15 protein-coding genes are annotated in these 12584 nt (G+C 67.5%); 5 read left to right on the forward strand and 10 right to left on the reverse strand.

Annotated features, from left to right (window positions below):
- Positions 1–927: homoserine O-acetyltransferase MetX (gene metX / locus ACLP25_RS21260; RefSeq protein WP_442471138.1), on the forward strand; the 927-nt coding region annotated here is incomplete at its 5' end.
- Positions 924–1616: a methionine biosynthesis protein MetW gene (metW, locus tag ACLP25_RS21265; RefSeq protein ID WP_442471139.1), complete on the forward strand. Its 693-nt coding sequence runs from the start codon at positions 924–926 to the stop codon at positions 1614–1616. The genes metX and metW, both read left to right, overlap by 4 nt.
- Positions 1617–2080: 464 nt before the next feature.
- On the opposite strand, the gene ACLP25_RS21270 is transcribed toward metW, so the two are convergent.
- From ACLP25_RS21270 to ACLP25_RS21310, 9 genes are all read right to left on the reverse strand, one after another.
- Positions 2081–2572 carry a heme-degrading domain-containing protein gene (locus tag ACLP25_RS21270; protein ID WP_442471140.1) on the reverse strand — a complete coding sequence of 164 codons (492 nt, stop codon included), beginning with the start codon at positions 2570–2572 and terminating at the stop codon, positions 2081–2083.
- An 8-nt stretch (positions 2573–2580) separates the two neighbouring features.
- Complete coding sequence (locus ACLP25_RS21275; protein ID WP_442471141.1) at positions 2581–2985, reverse strand: VOC family protein; 405 nt, start codon at positions 2983–2985, stop codon at positions 2581–2583.
- 96 nt (positions 2986–3081) lie between these two features.
- Positions 3082–3885: an isocitrate lyase/PEP mutase family protein gene (locus ACLP25_RS21280; RefSeq protein ID WP_442471142.1), complete on the reverse strand. Its 804-nt coding sequence runs from the start codon at positions 3883–3885 to the stop codon at positions 3082–3084.
- On the reverse strand, positions 3882–4211 hold the full coding sequence (locus ACLP25_RS21285) for an NIPSNAP family protein (RefSeq protein ID WP_442471143.1): 330 nt from the start codon (positions 4209–4211) through the stop codon (positions 3882–3884). The genes ACLP25_RS21280 and ACLP25_RS21285 overlap by 4 nt, the downstream gene beginning before the upstream one ends.
- Before the next feature lie 98 nt (positions 4212–4309).
- Positions 4310–4957 (reverse strand): ubiquinol-cytochrome c reductase iron-sulfur subunit, encoded by a 648-nt coding sequence (petA, locus tag ACLP25_RS21290; protein WP_442471144.1) that lies wholly within the window; start codon positions 4955–4957, stop codon positions 4310–4312.
- A gap of 451 nt (positions 4958–5408) precedes the next feature.
- Entirely contained in the window at positions 5409–5933 is a 525-nt protein-coding gene (rimM, locus tag ACLP25_RS21295) for a ribosome maturation factor RimM (protein ID WP_442471145.1), read from the reverse strand.
- Between the two features lie 19 nt (positions 5934–5952).
- On the reverse strand, positions 5953–6315 hold the full coding sequence (rpsP, locus tag ACLP25_RS21300) for a 30S ribosomal protein S16 (protein WP_442471146.1): 363 nt from the start codon (positions 6313–6315) through the stop codon (positions 5953–5955).
- 148 nt (positions 6316–6463) lie between these two features.
- Positions 6464–8026 carry a signal recognition particle protein gene (gene ffh / locus ACLP25_RS21305; protein WP_442471147.1) on the reverse strand — a complete coding sequence of 521 codons (1563 nt, stop codon included), beginning with the start codon at positions 8024–8026 and terminating at the stop codon, positions 6464–6466.
- 328 nt (positions 8027–8354) lie between these two features.
- A complete protein-coding gene (locus ACLP25_RS21310; protein ID WP_442471148.1) occupies positions 8355–8510 on the reverse strand; it encodes a hypothetical protein in 156 nt (51 codons plus the stop codon).
- A gap of 251 nt (positions 8511–8761) precedes the next feature.
- On the opposite strand from ACLP25_RS21310, the gene ACLP25_RS21315 reads away from it, so the two are divergent.
- A complete protein-coding gene (locus tag ACLP25_RS21315) occupies positions 8762–10126 on the forward strand; it encodes an RsmB/NOP family class I SAM-dependent RNA methyltransferase (RefSeq protein ID WP_442471149.1) in 1365 nt (454 codons plus the stop codon).
- Positions 10127–10555: 429 nt separating this feature from the next.
- On the opposite strand, the gene ACLP25_RS21320 is transcribed toward ACLP25_RS21315, so the two are convergent.
- On the reverse strand, positions 10556–11533 hold the full coding sequence (locus ACLP25_RS21320) for a S1C family serine protease (protein WP_442471150.1): 978 nt from the start codon (positions 11531–11533) through the stop codon (positions 10556–10558).
- Between the two features lie 209 nt (positions 11534–11742).
- Between ACLP25_RS21320 and ACLP25_RS21325 the strand changes: the two genes are divergently transcribed.
- On the forward strand, positions 11743–12339 hold the full coding sequence (locus tag ACLP25_RS21325) for a (2Fe-2S)-binding protein (RefSeq protein ID WP_442471151.1): 597 nt from the start codon (positions 11743–11745) through the stop codon (positions 12337–12339).
- A gap of 3 nt (positions 12340–12342) precedes the next feature.
- A partial coding sequence (locus ACLP25_RS21330; RefSeq protein ID WP_442471152.1) for a hypothetical protein occupies positions 12343–12584 on the forward strand: 242 nt, incomplete at its 3' end.

The following is a 12584-nucleotide window of genomic DNA, read 5'->3' on the forward strand; positions in this document are numbered from 1 at the left end:
GGCTGGTGGGAGACCATGGTCGGTCCGGGGAAACCCTTCGACACCGACCGGTTCTTCGTCCTTTGCGCCAATGTGCTCGGCGGCTGCATGGGCACCACCGGTCCGGCCTCGCTCAACCCGGAGACGGGCGAACCTTACGGCCTCGACTTTCCCCTGGTCACGATCGCCGACATGGTGCGGGCCCAGGCGCTGCTGATCGACCACCTCGGCATTGACACGCTGTTCTGCGTCGCCGGCGGCTCGATGGGCGGGATGCAGGTCCTGCAATGGGCGGCGGCCTATCCGGAGCGCGTGTTCGCCGCCCTGCCGATCGCCACGGCGGCGCGGCACTCGTCGCAGAACATCGCCTTTCACGAGGTCGGGCGTCAGGCCATCATGGCGGACCCGGATTGGCGCAGCGGCCGCTACCTGACCGAACACACGCGGCCGTCCAAAGGACTCGCGGTCGCGCGCATGGCCGCCCACATCACCTACCTCTCCGACAGCGCGCTGCACCGGCGATTCGGTCGCAATCTGCAGGATCGCGCCGCCCGGACATTCTCGTTCGACGCAGATTTCCAGGTCGAATCGTACCTGCGCCACCAGGGGCAGATCTTCGTCGAGCGGTTTGATCCGAATACGTATCTCTACCTGACACGGGCGATGGACTATTTCGACCTCGCGGCCGACTTCGGCGGCTCGCTGGCCAGCGCCTTCAAGGGCTCGCCGACGCGGTTCTGCGTCGTGTCGTTCACCTCGGACTGGCTGTTTCCGACCAGCGACTCTCGGGCGATCGTGCGCGCGCTCAACGCCGGCGCCGCGTCGGTGTCGTTTGTCGAGATTGAAACCGATCGAGGGCACGACGCCTTCCTGCTCGACGTGCCTGAACTCATCGAGACGACCAGAGGGTTCATCGACGCCGCGGCGCGCGCGCGTGGGATCGCGTGACCCTGTCGCGCATCCTCGACGCCCGGCGCGTCGACCTTCTCCGGGTTATGGAGATGGTCGCCCCGGGATCACGGGTCCTCGACGTCGGCTGCGGGGATGGGGAATTGCTCCGCCTGCTGGCCGAGGAACGGAACGTCGACGGGCGTGGCATCGAGCTTTCGCAGCAGGGCGTCAACGATTGCGTGGCCAAGGGTCTGTCGGTCGTGCAGGGCGACGCCGACGCTGATCTCGCAGACTATCCGAACGACGCCTTCGATTACGTCATCCTGTCTCAGACCCTGCAGGCGACCCGCCAGCCTCGCGTCGTGCTCGAGAACATGCTGCGCATTGGCAGGCGCGCCATCGTCTCCGTTCCGAACTTCGGGCATTGGAGCGTCCGCGTGCAGCTCGCCTTCCGGGGCCGGATGCCAGTGACGGAGCAGCTGAGCTATTCCTGGTATGACACGCCGAACATCCATTTCTGCACGATCACCGACTTCATCGAACTCGCCCGGGAGGTTGGCGCGGTGATCGACAAGAGCGTCGCGCTCGATGAGGGCGGCGCTGAGCTTTCCGCGATCTGGCCGAAATGGACCTGGAACCTCGTCGGCGAGCAGGCGATTTTCCTCCTGCACCACCAAGGCCGGGAGCGGGCCGGCGAACCCGCAGCGACCGGGCCGGCGCGGGTCAGCGCCGAGGCGGCGGGCTGAAAGGCGGCGCCGGGCCTCCCTCGCGGTCGGGGCCGGGCGTCGCGGCGATAGGGTCGAAGCATCGCCTGCCACGTTGCGAGCCTTTGAATTACGCGAATCGAAAGCTATAGGCATTCTCTTTTTAGAAAGAGAAATGTGGCCTATTATGATCCCGGAGCCTCAGACGGCGACCGCAAGGATCAGGAGCAGGCGGCGCCGGGGGACCCCGTTCGCCCCCCTCTCCGCGGGCGTCGAATGCGCGAGGAAGTTTTTGAGGGTCGGGGCGGTCGCCGCTCGCGAGCGCTTCGGCGAACGTCGGTTTTTTCCAAACTGTGTTGCAAGCCCTTGAAAAGGCTCAAAACACGGGTGAATAAGGGCCGCTTTTCGGCCGCCGAACAGGTGCCGAATGCGCTCCGAACGCGGCCCTTTTTGAGGCGCAGCGACGAAATGCGCCCGCAAACCGGCGCGGGCGCCGCGCGGCAGCCTCAATCGAGCGCAATATCGCTGAGGTCCCGGCCAAGGACCTTCGCCATCGCCTCGACGACGGCCCGGTGATCGTCGCGCTGAGGCAGGCCGGAGACCGTGACGGAGCCGACGCATCCGGTTCCCGCGACGAAAATCGGCACGGCTCCGCCGTGCGCGGCGTAGTCGCGCTCCGGCAGCGCGCCGAGATCGGCGAACGTCCTGCCCTCGAGCGCGAGCTTCAGCCCGATGGCGTAGGAGGACCGGTGGAAGCGCAACACCACGTTGCGCTTGCGTCGCGCCCAGTCGAAATTGTCGGGCGCGCTCCCGGGCAGCGCGAAGGCCAAAAGCTTCATCGTCGCGAGCCGGATGTCGACCACGATCGGCAGCCGTCCCGCTTCGCCGACCGCTTTCAGCGCCAGGCCAACCGCCCAGGCTTCGCTCAAGCCGAACCGGTCGAATTGCAGGCGCTCCTCCTGCAGCGCGATGCGGCGGATATCTTCGGCGACGTCCATCGCTGCCCTCAAACGTCCGCCGGAACGATGATCGCCCATTGCACGCCGAACCGGTCGGTGAAGTTGCCGTAGACGTCGCCAAAGAACTGCTTCTTGAAGGGAACCGTCACCCGGCCGCCGTCGCTCAGCTGGTCAAACAGCGCTGCGGCGCGCTCGGCGTCGCCCTCCTCGATCATCAGCGCGCTGCCCTTCATCGGCTCGGAGTCGGGACCGTCCGACGCATAGAAGCGAATTCCGTCGCCCTCGAACAGGGAATGAAGCACCTTGTCGCGCCAGGCGCCGCCGGCGCGCCCCTCCATCGGACTTTCCGCATAGCGGCGAAGGTCGACGACCTTGCCGAGGCCGCGTGCGGCGTAGAACGTCAGCGCCTCCTCACAAGCGCCCTTGAAGTAGAGATAGGGGGTCATGCGCATGCCCAAGGTCCTCCTGGCGCGGGACCCTGCACGAAGCGCAGCCCGTCTGGCAACCCAGCCGAACGCTCCTATTCTCCCTCCGTTCCGGCGCGACCGCTATCCCAGCAGCCGCTGGAGGTCCTTGCCGGGCATTGCGCCCGCGACGGCGACGGCAAGATCGCCCGCGCTGAGCGCGGCGGCGGAGCGCGCGAGCGCCCCCATCGCGACGCGGTAAAGCGCGCCTCCGAGACTGATGCGCCGCGCGCCGGCCGCCTCGAGTTCCTTAAGCGGCGCCCCAGGTCCGATCAGCACATTGACCGGTTTCGGTGCGACCGCGCGGACGACCCTGCGAACGGACTCCATGTCCGGCAGACCCGGCGCGTACAGGACGTCCGCTCCGGCCTCCGCGAATGCGGTCAGTCGGCGGATCGTGTCGTCGATATCCGCCCGGCCATGGAGGAAATTGTCGGCGCGGGCGGTTAGCACGATGCGGCCGCGCGCCGCCCTTGCGGCGGCCTCGATGCGACGCACCGCGGCGTCGAACGCGTGGATCGGGGCGGCCCGATCGCCGGTCGCGTCCTCGATCCCGAGCCCTGCGAGGCCGGCCGCGACGGACGCCTCGACCGTCGCCGCGCAGTCCTCCGGCGCAGGACCGAACCCGTCCGCGAGGTCGCCATTGACCGGCAGCTTCGCGACGCCGCCGAGCCATGCGGCGTGCGCGATGCTTTCGGTCCGGCCGAGCCGGGACGAGACGTCCGGCAGGCCGCGCGTGGCGCCATAGGCGAAGGAGGAGCTGCCGATCGCGGCGAAACCGGCGTCGCGCATCATCAGCGCGGACGCGCCGTCCCACACATTCGGCATGATGAAGGCGGCCGCGCCCTGGTGCAGGGCGCGAAAGCGTTCGTAAGCGGAGCCGGTCATGACGTCGTCCTTTCGGCGTGCGGGGCGGTGACCAGGCGCAAAAAGATGCGGTCTTCCTTTCGAATGAAGCGCTCTTGGCGCGCGAAGGCGAAGTTCGCTTGCGCCGCCGGGTCGGCGTGGAGACGCGCGCGATAGGCTTCGCAGGCGGCGAGGTCGGAAACGTTGGAGACGCCGTCGGCGGTCGTCGCCGAGCCCTCATGAGGAGCGAAATAGCCAATGAGATCCGCGTCGCAGAGCGGAATCGCCTGGCCCCACGCGCGGGCGTAGCGCTCGAAAGCGGCGACGGTGAACGGATCGATCTCGTAACGGATGAAACAGGTGATCATGGCGCCTCTCACTTCTTGGGTCGGCGCCCAAGTCTGGCGCCTCTCCGGGAGGCGATGTTTCGATGCGCATCGAAGCGATTCGACGCGCCGCCGCGTCCTCACACCTGCAGGATCGAGTTGAAGTCGAAAGTCTGCCCGGGCGGGTTCTGGCCCACCCGGAGCGTCTTCTCGTCCGGGAAGAAATTCGGCGGCACCGGCAGGTTATAGGGGGCGGGCACGCCCTGGAAGACGCGGGCCGAGAGGTCGTATTTCGAGCCGTGGCAGGGGCAGAAGAACCCGCCGGGCCAATTGGGCGCGGGGTTCGACGGGTCGGGGTTGGGGTCAAACAGGGGCACACAGCCGAGATGGGTGCAGATGCCGACGACGACCAAGAACTCCTCCTTGATCGAACGGTGCCAGTTCTTGGCGTATTCGGGCTGCTGCAGGTTGTCGGAATCGGGGTCGCGCAGTTGCGCGGTGAGCTTCGGATCCTGCAACCCCTTCAGCGCCTCCGGCGGGCGGCGGACGACGAACACCGGCCGCGACGCCCAAAGCGTCACGATCCGCTGGCCCGGCTGGATCTGGCTGATGTCGATGTCGACCGGCCCGGCGGCGGCGATGGTCGCAGCGTCCGGGTTCATCTGATCGATGAACGGCCACGCCACAGCGGCGACGCCGACGGCGGCGACCGATCCGGTCATGAGATAGAGAAAATCGCGCCGCGCCGGATGCGCTGGCGCGGCCTCGGGCGCAATACTGTCGGTCATCGGATTCGCCTCCCAAGCCTGCCCCGCCCGAGCGCCGGGACTAACGGCCGCGTCGAGCGAATTTATGGCGGGCGCCCGATTTCGCGGTTCCGCGCGTGGCTTATCAAGGGTCCGGGTTCGACCGGGAGCGCCCGTTCGAGATCGGCCCTATGAACAGGCGGTTTTCGCTACATTGCAGTCGAAGGCCAAACGCGACGGATGCGCCAGGCGCGGGAGTTCCTGAGAGAAGCTTCGGACGCGTTGGCTGGAACCCGCGCCAGAATCTTCGCCCGTCTCGCCGCGCTAGCGATCAAAGTGACCGAGGTCCGCTTCGGGCGGTGTAGCCCACTCCGCGTTCGCAACGGGTTGTCGACCGAAGGGCGGACTCCGGACCTTCCTTGGCGACCCCTATAGGCTCCCGCCCTTTGAGGCGCCCCGGTCGCACGCCGGCCGCGCGACCCCTGCAATCGCCTCAGCCGTCCCCCGCGACCTCCTCCGGCGGCTCGACGACGATCTTCCCGCCGGCGAAATCGATGGCCGGAACGAACGGCTTGGTGAAGGGGAGGAGCAGCGGCTCGCCGCCGCCCTCGGGCGCGATCTCGAGAATGTCGCCCGCGCCGTAGTTCGGGACCGCGGCGATGTGGCCAAGCGCTCGGCCGTCAGCCCTCACGGCCATGAGGCCGATCAGGTCGTCGACGTAGAACTCGTCTTTGCTCGGCTCGGGCAGCCGGTCGCGGCGGGCGAAGAGGTCGACCCCCGTCAGAACCCGGGCGGCGTCGCGCGTCTCGACGCCCTTCACCTTGACGACCAGCATGTCGTCCTTCATCGGCCTGAGTCGTTCAAAGGCGAAGACTTCAGCGCCCCTCGCGTCCGTCAGCGGCCCGTAGGCGCCGATCGCCTTGGGATCGGCGGTAAAGGACTGGACGCGGACCTCGCCCCGCACACCCTGCGGCGCGCCGAACCGGCCGACGAGAACGAGCCGGTCGGGCGGGCGCATGGCTCCGGTCCTGCAGGACTTAAGCGGCTGAGGCTTCCGCGGCCTTGGCGGCGGCGGCTTCGGCAGCGACCTGACGCTCTTGCGCCTTCTTCTTCGGCTTCGCCTTCTCGGGGTTGTTGCGGGCTTCGCGCTTGGCGACGCCGACGCTGTCGAGCAGGCGCAGCACGCGATCGGTCGGCTGGGCGCCCTTGGCGAGCCAGGCCTTGGCCTTCTCCTGGTCGAGCACGAGCCGCGCGGCGTCGTCCTGGGCCTTGAGCGGGTCGAAGGTGCCGATCTTCTCGACGAAGCGGCCGTCGCGCGGCATGCGGGCGTCGGCGACGACAATGCGGTAGAACGGGCGCTTTTTCGCGCCGGCGCGGGAGAGACGGATTTTCAGCGACATTTCAGGTTTCTTCCTTTCTGGGTCTTTATCAAGGTCAGTCGATTTGAGAGCGCCCGCCCCTTCTCCCTCGGGGAGAAGGCGTCGCCGAAGGCGACGGATGATGGACTTGCGACCCGCCCTAGCGCGTCTCCCGGAGGGAGAGGGGAATTCACTTCTTCTTCCCCCCGAACGGATTGAAGCCGCCGCCCAGGCCCGGAAGCTTCGGGCCGCTTAAGCCCGGGAACTGTGGAGGCAGGTTGAAGGCGCCGGGAGGCGGGACGGAAGGGATACCGGGCGGTCCCGGCGGCAGCCCGGGCGCGCCGGCGCCGCCCGCCTGCTTCTGCAGCGCCTCGATCTGCTCGGGCGTCGGCATCGGCATGTTGCCGAGCCCCATCATTTGGCCGAGCTTGCCCATCATGCCGCGCTTGGCGTTGGCGCCGCCCATCATCTTCATCATGTCGGCCATCTGCCGGTGCTGTTTCAACAGCCGGTTGACATACTCGACGGTGACGCCGGCGCCGACCGCGATGCGTTTCTTGCGCGAGGCCTTGAGGATGTCGGGGTTGCGCCGCTCCAGCGGCGTCATCGACGAGATGATGGCGCGCTGGCGCTTGACGAACTTGTCGTCGAGATTGGCGGAGGCGAGCTGGTCCTTCATCTTGGCGATTCCGGGCAGCATCCCCATGATGCCGCCCATCCCGCCGAGCTTCTCGATCTGGGCGAGCTGCTCGGAGAGGTCATTGAGGTCGAACACGCCCTTGCGCAGCTTTTCGGCCATCTTGGCCGCCTGCTGTGCGTCGATCGTCTGCGCCGCCTTTTCGACCAGGCTGACGATGTCGCCCATGCCGAGAATGCGGTCGGCGAGGCGCGCCGGATGGAAATCCTCGACCGCGTCCATTTTTTCGCCGACGCCGAGGAGCTTGATCGGCTTGCCGGTGACGGCGCGCATGGAGAGGGCCGCGCCGCCGCGCCCGTCGCCGTCCATGCGGGTCAGTACGATGCCGGTGAGGCCCACGCGCTCGTTGAAGCTCTTGGCGAGATGGACAGCGTCCTGTCCGGTCAGAGCGTCCGCGACGAGCAGCACCTCGTGAGGACTCGCCGCCTCGCGGATCTGCGCCATCTCCTCCATCAGCGGCTCGTCGATGTGCGTGCGCCCGGCGGTGTCCAAGAGCACGACGTCGTAGCCCTGCAAGCGGGCGGCCTGCTCGGCGCGCCTGGCGATGTCGACCGGATCCTGGCCGGGAATGATCGGCAGCGTATCGACGCCGACCTGCTCGCCGAGAATCGCCAGCTGCTCCTGCGCCGCCGGGCGTTTCACGTCGAGCGAGGCCATCAGCACCTTGCGCCTGTCGCGCTCGGCGAGGCGCTTGGCGATTTTGGCGGCGGTGGTCGTCTTGCCCGCGCCCTGAAGGCCCACCAGCATGATGGCGACAGGGGCAGGCGCGTTGAGGTCGATCGCCTGAGACTCGCCGCCGAGCGTTTCGATCAGCGAGTCGTGGACGATCTTCACCACCATCTGCCCGGGCCTGACCGACTTGATGACAGCCGCGCCGACCGCCTTGGTGCGCGTGCGGTCGACGAAGGTGCGCACAACCTCGAGGGCGACGTCCGCCTCGAGCAGCGCGCGGCGCACCTCGCGCATGGCGGCGTTGACGTCCTCCTCGGAGAGGGCGCCGCGGCCGGTGAGTTTGTCCAATATGCCGGAGAGCTTCTCGGAAAGGCTCTCGAACATGCATGTGCTCCTTGCGGCGGGTTGCGAATGCCGGGGAAATAAGGCGACCGGCCGTCTCCGGCCAGCCGTCCCTCACGATGTGCGCTCCCGCCCAGCGGTTTTCCAGCGCCGATAGCGCCCGGGGGCGCAACGCGCTGCCGGACGGGGACCGTCGATCTCAACGGATCGAACGGCTTGATCGACGATTCTGAAACCTGACGAAAACGGCGTCGCTCTTACTGTCGGCGCGCCGCCGTGTCAAATCCCGCCCGCGCCACGGGCGGGATTCGAAGATGGATTTCGCGCCGCACTCGAGGCTCGCGGGCGCTTGCTCGCTGGAAAGGGGCGATCAGCCCTCGATGACGATCGGCTGCTTGGTACGACCAAGGAGTCCGCCGGCGACCGCCGCCAGAACAAGCGCCCAGCTCGCAGGATCAGACACGGATCCATTCGGTAATAAAACCACGCTCGCGCTGACAAAGACCAAAATCGCGATTTGCGTCATTGGAATTTCCCCCTGTCCAATGGCGAGAATTCGACCTCATCGAAGCACCGGTTCGGTGAGGTTTGTGCAATTGGCTAATCCATCTATTGCGCCGCAACAAGGTTCTGCTTAAACGTAACTTTGGTATATAGTCTTTATCTTACGGCGCCTCGGCATGGCGCGAACGCCGCGACGGTCTGAGGCAAGCCAGTCCGGCAAAATCCGTATAGACTGGCGGCCGGGTTGGCCAATCGATTCGAGGCGAGGCGCGTTTGATCAAACAGCAGCGCGGATTTTCCGGTCCTCGTCCCCGCGCGCCTGAACCGCCGGCCCCGGGGCTGACGGCGCGGATCGCCGCAGCGCGCGCGATCTCCGAAGCCGTGACCTTGGCGCGGCCGCTCGAAGAGCGCCTCGCCGCAGACCTGTCGCTGCGCGACCCCCGCATCGACCCGCGAGACCGGGCTCTGGCGCGCTCGATCTCAACCGTTGCGCTCAGAAGGATGGGAACGATCCGCAAGGCGATCGCGCAGAGGCTCGAAAAGGGCATGCCGCGGCGAACCGGAGCCCTGGAATGGACGCTGGTCGTCGGCGCCGCCCAACTTCTCTTCCTCGAAACGCCGGATCACGCCGCGGTCGATCTGGCGGTGCGCGCCGCGCGGGCGGACGCCGCCAGCGCGCCCTTCGCCGGACTCGTCAACGCAATCCTTCGTTCGGTCGCGCGGGATCGCGCGACGATCCTCGGCGCCTCGGACGCGCTCGACGACGACACGCCGCCCTGGCTCGCCGCGCGGTGGCGGGCGACTTATGGCGATGAGGCGGCGCGCGCGATCGCCGCGGCGAACCGCTGCGAGCCGACGCTCGATCTGAGCGTGAAGAGCGACGCCGTGGGCTGGGCGGCGCGCCTCGGCGGCGTCGTCCTGCCGACCGGGTCGGTGCGCCTCGATTCTCACCGGCCGGTGGTCGAGCTGGAAGGCTACGCGGACGGCGAGTGGTGGGTGCAGGACGCTGCCGCAGCCTTGCCCGCGCGGCTCCTCGGCGTGCGCCCCGGCCAACGCGTCGTCGACCTTTGCGCGGCGCCCGGCGGCAAGAGCGCCGAACTGGCGGCCGCGGGCGCCGTCGTCACGACGGTCGACCGGTCGGCCGAGCGATTGAAGGTCCTTTCCGCTAATTTTGAGCGGCTGAAGCTCGATGCGGAGATTGTCGTGGCCGACGCCCTCGCATTCGACGCCGCGCCGTTCGACGCGACGCTGATCGACGCGCCCTGCTCCGCGACCGGCACTATTCGCCGTCACCCCGACGTTGCCTGGATGAAGCGCCCGGCCGACCTTCCAGTCCTCGCCAGACTGCAGAGCCAGCTCCTGGACAAGGCGATCGCGCTGACCAAACCCGGCGGCCCGATCGTCTACTGCACCTGTTCGCTCGAGCCTGAGGAAGGCGAGGCCCAGATTGTGGCCCTGCTGCGGCGCAACCCCGACGTCCGCCGCGCGCCAATCACGGCGGCCGAGATCGGAGGGCTCAATCAATGCGTGACAGCCGCGGGCGAGTTGCGCACGCTGCCCTGCCATCTTTGGGGCGACGATCCACGGCGTTCGGGACTCGACGGATTTTTCGCCGCCCGGCTCGTCAGGGAGGGCTGACGCACACTGTCCGTCGAAGGAGTCCTGCTGAATCTCGCGGGTTTCCCCGGGGTGAGGCGGCGCCGGCGTTGAAGCCGCGCGTCGCCCCTTGCGCCCCCACGCTTTTCGATTTCCCATCGAAAAAAGTGTTCAGAGTGTGACGGCGGTCACAGCGTGAACCGCGATAAAGTGTTTATGTTATTTGGTGGCTGGCGGCGAATTGCTACAGGACGTGTGGGGTTTTCCAAATCAAGGATGCGTCATAGGGCGAGGTAGGTGCGGTCTTGGGCCCACTCTACAGACGCACCGCGAAGCGCGGCGGGCCTTTTCGGGTCGTCCTTGATTTGGAAAGCTCCTTCCGATCCAGAAGCGGCGGCTCCGCCCCGCCGGAGACGCCGCGACGCGCCCAGCCGGGCTCGCGCCCAGCGGGTGGTTTTGGGGCGGCCTCGCCTATTGCAGTCGCGGCCGCTTAAGGAAGGACGAGCGGTCCGCCGACCGGATTCTCAGGCCGACGGCCCGGCCGTCGCGGATGATTTCGATCGGCACCTCGACGCCGGCCTCGCCCAGATCCCAGACCTTTCGGTAGAAGTCTCCGAGATCGATGACCTCGGCGCCGCGGACGCTTGCGAGAATATCGCCGCGCCGGACGCCGGCGCTGGCTGCCGGCCCGCCTTCGGAGACCGCGGCCACGACGATCTCGCCCCCGTTCTCGGCGGAATAGATGCCGAGCCAGGGCCTTGCGGGCTTATTCACCCGGCCGCGGGTCAAGAGATCGTCAAGGATTGGCGGCAGGAGCCCGATCGGCACGATCATATTCACGTCGCGCGGGCCGTCGCGTTCGGAAACCTGCTCGACATGAAGCGAGCCGATGCCGAGAAGCCGCCCGTCAGCCCCGATGGCGCCCGCTCCGCCCCAGAAGTGATGCGCAGGCGCAGTGAAGATCGCCTCTTCCAGATAATATTCCCAGTATCCGGCGAACTCCTGCTTGCCGACGATCGCGCCATGAACGGCTTTCGTTCCGCCGCCCGCCGCGACGACGACCGGGTCGCCGATCCGGGCCAGATCGGAGCGTCCGAACTCGAGCGCCGGACATTCGAGCTGCCCGAGCGCCTGCACGAGACCGAAGCCGGTTTCCTGGTCGATCGCCAGCGCATGCCCCTGGGTGACCTGCCCGTCGGCGCGGGCGATCCAGACAGTTTCCGCCTCGGTGATGAGATAGCCGATCGTCAGCACGAGGCCGGTGTCGCGAATGACCACGCCGCTCCCTGTCCGCTGCTCTCCGAGCGTCTGCGCGGTAAAGGCGTCCTCCGGAATCGAAGACTGAATCGTCACGATCGACTTGATAGCCCGGTTCAGGTCGAAGACGGACCCCGGCGCCCGGGTCGGCGCGTGGGCGGCGGGTTGGTTCCGACCCGGCTTGTCGGCCATCGACTGTCCTCTCCCGTTTGGATCGCGCTGATTTTACTTCGCTGGAGCCGAGGCCGCAATTCCGCGCGCCCCATGGCTCGCAGCCCCGAGGTCCTGTTCAACCTTTCGAGAGCGCCTCGCGTCTTTGATCGCGCTCAAACACCGCGGCTGCAATCGGCCTCATGATGTCGCCTCGAAAAAGAGCGCGAGACGATGATGAGGAGGAGGCCGTGGGTTCGGACGAAGGCTTGTCGCGTCGCGACCTTTTGAGCGGGTCGGTTTACGCGGCGTTGGGCACGGGGGCCCCGAATTGGGCGTTGCCCGCGGCCGCGGCGGAAGCCGAGACGTCGAAGCCCGCGTCAGCGCATGACATCGTGCTTCGCGTCAACGGCGTCGATCGACCGCTCAAGGTCGAGTCGCGCATGACGCTTGCGGAAGCATTGCGCGGCCCGCTCGGCCTGACGGGAACGAAAATCGCCTGCAATCGCGGCGCGTGTTCCGCGTGCACGGTCTGGCTCGACGGGACGCCGGTCTGCTCCTGCATGACTTTCGCGGTCGAGGTCGGTCCCCGCGAAGTGACCACGATCGAGGGGTTGGCGAAAGACGACGTCCTGCACCCGGTTCAGCAGGCCTTCATCGAGCACGACGCGATGCAGTGCGGCTTCTGCACGGGCATGGCGCTTAGCGTCGCCGCGCTCATCGCCCGCAACCCCGACCCGACGGCCGAGGATGTCGAACGGGCGATCAGCGGCCATGTCTGCCGTTGCGGCTCTTATCCACATGTCGTCGCAGCGACCCTGGCGGCGGCCAAGACGCGAAAGGGCTGAGCCATGGCGGACAGCAGCGCAAGGCGAACTGAGACGTTTCCTGTTGGCGTCGTCGGCGTCGCCGTAGCGGGAGAGCCGCGGCAAGTTCCGCCCGGCGACCCGCCGCCTCTGCCGCCGAACGCGGAACTCGCAGTCATTGGCAGGCCGCATCCGCGGCTGAACGCCCGCGCCAAGGTCACCGGGGCGATCCGCTACACGGCCGACGTCGCGCCGCAGGGCATGCTGATCGGGCGGATTCTGCGCTC

Source organism: Roseiarcus sp. (assembly GCF_052145395.1).
GTDB lineage: Bacteria > Pseudomonadota > Alphaproteobacteria > Rhizobiales > Beijerinckiaceae > Roseiarcus.

Bases quoted from the DNA above. Each gene is read 5' to 3' on its own strand.
- ACLP25_RS21310 (WP_442471148.1), bottom strand. From the start codon at position 8,510: ATGACGCAAATCGCGATTTTGGTCTTTGTCAGCGCGAGCGTGGTTTTA.
- ACLP25_RS21275 (WP_442471141.1), bottom strand. From the start codon at position 2,985: ATGCGCATGACCCCCTATCTCTACTTCAAGGGCGCTTGTGAGGAGGCG.
- ACLP25_RS21280 (WP_442471142.1), bottom strand. From the start codon at position 3,885: ATGACCGGCTCCGCTTACGAACGCTTTCGCGCCCTGCACCAGGGCGCG.
- rimM (WP_442471145.1), bottom strand. From the start codon at position 5,933: ATGCGCCCGCCCGACCGGCTCGTTCTCGTCGGCCGGTTCGGCGCGCCG.
- petA (WP_442471144.1), bottom strand. From the start codon at position 4,957: ATGACCGACAGTATTGCGCCCGAGGCCGCGCCAGCGCATCCGGCGCGG.
- ffh (WP_442471147.1), bottom strand. From the start codon at position 8,026: ATGTTCGAGAGCCTTTCCGAGAAGCTCTCCGGCATATTGGACAAACTC.
- ACLP25_RS21285 (WP_442471143.1), bottom strand. From the start codon at position 4,211: ATGATCACCTGTTTCATCCGTTACGAGATCGATCCGTTCACCGTCGCC.
- rpsP (WP_442471146.1), bottom strand. From the start codon at position 6,315: ATGTCGCTGAAAATCCGTCTCTCCCGCGCCGGCGCGAAAAAGCGCCCG.
- ACLP25_RS21270 (WP_442471140.1), bottom strand. From the start codon at position 2,572: ATGGACGTCGCCGAAGATATCCGCCGCATCGCGCTGCAGGAGGAGCGC.
- ACLP25_RS21320 (WP_442471150.1), bottom strand. From the start codon at position 11,533: ATGGCCGACAAGCCGGGTCGGAACCAACCCGCCGCCCACGCGCCGACC.